1 protein-coding gene and 1 pseudogene are annotated in these 3,180 nt (G+C 40.3%); both read right to left on the reverse strand.

Annotation, left to right across the window (positions count from 1 at the left end; genetic code table 11):
- Positions 1-1,015: 1,015 nt before the first annotated feature.
- The gene (locus L7A31_RS22335; protein ID WP_494338366.1) at positions 1,016-1,381 is read right to left on the reverse strand and encodes a primase C-terminal domain-containing protein; all 366 of its coding nucleotides are present in this window, start codon (positions 1,379-1,381) and stop codon (positions 1,016-1,018) included.
- Positions 1,382-1,501: 120 nt separating this feature from the next.
- Positions 1,502-1,935 (reverse strand): annotated as a pseudogene (locus tag L7A31_RS22340) (replication initiation protein); the annotation flags it as partial.
- Between the last annotated feature and the right edge of the window lie 1,245 nt (positions 1,936-3,180).

The following is a 3,180-nucleotide window of genomic DNA, read 5'->3' on the forward strand; positions in this document are numbered from 1 at the left end:
ATGGCTCAGTTAGCCAGCTAAAACGCCTCTCAGAAGCCTTCAGAGGCCCTTCAAGCTCATTTTCAACAACCTAACCACCCAACAACGCTTAGAACCACTCTGAAAGTTTGTGACGCTTTTAGCGCGATTTACAGCTCGAATTAACGTCTTTTTAACTCACCCAAATATCACACCGTAACACCCATAACCGAAAGTCTTCGATTTGAGATCGTGTTTATTCGTGAAATGAACGAAGTTATTTCATGAATAAACACGATCCGACAAACAAACGAAGTGAGTGCGTCAGCTTTGCATTTTTGGAAGCGATAAAAAACCTCAATACTTCTCAATCACACGAAAATAACGGAGTACATTTGTCACCAGTTGGTTTTGTTCACTCCACTTGTGCTGAGTACAATTGTCAACACGCTTGGTGACATTTGGAGCACAAAAACAGAGAAAGCTATAATTTCAATTACTTAGACGGAGTACAAAGTGGTGACAAAATGGCGTACATTTGTCACCAAAAAAGATAACTTATTGAAAAATAGCGCATACACAGATTGTCACCACATTTGGTGACAAATGTAGTACAAAAACGACATCACTTTAACTCATTTTCTGAAAATTTTTTTAACGGATTTTTTCCTTTGCAGACAACCACTTATATCAAGATGCAATCTTGCGAGGGGTGTAGGGGCATTTCGGGGGCCATAAAAGCTTAGCTGTGCGTTATTTTTGAGGGTGTGTTTTTTATATTTATTGAGAAAAAAACGGTAGCCTAGCGGCGTTTGATGCGAAGAATTGCAGTGTCGTGATTCAAAAAACCATAGGACAGACGAGGATAACGCGTACAGCCTCATGTGGAAAAACTAGGACAGTAAACTGCCCATAGTTTTACACACAATCGACAGACAAGATCGAGCAAGTGGAAAGTTTGCGCTCCGCGCTCAATAAGATTTTTTGCTTATGATATGAAAAGAAAAAAGCCCCAAAAAAGGGCTGTTATCTGATAAGGCTTGTTTTAGTGCAACTTTTAAATCTTTCCTGACTGTTTCCAGTTGTAATAAGTTCTTCGGCTAATTCCAAGCTTTGACCAAGGTTCTTGTTGGTTTTCACTAGATTCACTAATAGGTCTACCACCGCCTTTTGAAGCTTTTCCGCCTTTCGCCCCTTTCTTAGCTTGGCTTTGACGGAACTTTTCAGGCGTGAACTCTCGATACGTCCAGTTAGCGATCGACTTCGCTATCGCTTTCACTTCTGAAACGGGCAAGGGCACTTTAAATTGGGCATTAATGGCTTCCACTTGGTCGTAGACAGCCGAATTCCACTGACGCTTGTAGTTAGGTGCCCAAAATTCTCGGATCGCCTTATAGCTCCACTGACGAACCGTATCAAACAACTCACAATTGCGACCAAGACCTGATACTTCGCTACCACGTAACGGATGGCCTTTCAGATCGAGGTATTCCGCCAGTTCATCGAGTGTGTATTCGTACTCTGTCCAAAACTCATTTTGCCAATGTGGATGTAGTGGATTTTTCGTCAGTAGTCCTGCGAATCCACGATCCGCTTTCAAACGCTCAATCATCGCGGATTCAATCGCAGCAGCGTAGCGGGTCGGTTCACTATGCGCGATATCAGACGTACAGAATGGAACTTTCAAGCGATACGCAATGTGTGCGTGTGCATTCTCTGGGTTCTTTGACGTCCAATATGGCGTTGGAAGATCGTTGTCGTACCAAGCCAACACACCGCCTTGTCGATCAATATCAAGACAAGGTAAGTGACCAACGTAGGTTGGTTCACTTGCAGATATTTTTTCTTAATCGCAGTGCTTTTGGGGCGTATGTAGGTGACACCAAGTTCATCGGTACAATACGGCTTATGAGGAAGCGTCTCGATTAGTTCGAGTTGAAGAGCGTTTGATTGTTTAGCTTTCACACATAACTGCACTTATGGCGGTTATGTGTGGATTGTCTTTGTCTATCCATGTGTTAAAATTACCTTAGCATTTAGCCCTGAATTCTTATATCTACCGCCAAGTTGATTAGTAAGATTCGGGCTTTGTTTTATCTAGAGTTAATCTTACTCCTCAATACTTTACTTCGCAATTTCCCTTCGCTTTTCTTGCTATCAGGCAAAAAAAGGCCGCTATCGCGACCTTTCAAAAATCATTGTTCTACCGAAACACTGTACTTCGCACTAAGTGCCGTTACGTTAAATCCGGCATAGAAAAACACTACTGACTAAACTATCATTAAGCATGAAGTTCCCTCCATTTTTCCTTCGTGCTAAAAAAACGGCTCCCAATCGGGAGCCGTTCTTACGTCTAAATCTGAGTTCGCACTAAGTGCACTTATGGTAAATAGGGGGGCAGATAAACACTGTGATATGAAAAAGCAAAATATATTGGCACTTTTTGAGTACCAACTTTCAATAACACCCATCTAAGAGCTAAGCATCTGTTGTAGCTACAATTAGTGTACATTGTAAGTACAAGATTTTAAAATGCTATATGTGTGAAGATTAATATTGAAATCGAGATCAAATTCAGTCTAGAATTTCTGTACAAAGGAAAGTTTTTCGCTTTATAGGAAAATTTTTCGCCTTGTCGGCATAGATAGCCAATCTATGTCGAGTGTGATACCGCCAATTTCGCACTATAAAGAACTCCTTTAATTGGATTTAAGATTCGCCCTGACAATGAATCGCATTAGAACCGCTCTTTTGAGCGGTTTTTTGTTGCTATCAACAAAATCAATCATAAAAAACCATCCACAAAATCATAAAGCACGTTTTTGCATCTGAATTTAGGATTTTATAATATCTAGCTATTATTCAAGCTTGAAGTGTGGCGCTTCGTATGAGCTTTCAAGATAGGCAAATCTTGTTGAGTAATGTAACTCCCTAGTCAGGGCACTTAAAACTTTCAATTTCAATTAAAGGAGAGGGGATGAGCCCAGAATTTTTGTTTGCAATTGCGGCAGTAATAACTGCACTAGCAAAGTTGTACCAAGTATTTAAATCTAAGTAACTAAGCAACACAAGAACGGCTCCCTAGAGGAGCCGTTCTTATTTCTAAATCTGGGTTCGCACACCAGTAAAATGTTCAATACTATTCTACTGACATATTCATGTTTTGTTTGTTTTTGGTTTCTGCAAAATTCAAATCGGTGTTCATTATTCCTATTATGGTAA

Source organism: Vibrio marisflavi CECT 7928, assembly GCF_921294215.1.
In the GTDB taxonomy this organism is placed as follows: domain Bacteria; phylum Pseudomonadota; class Gammaproteobacteria; order Enterobacterales; family Vibrionaceae; genus Vibrio; species Vibrio marisflavi.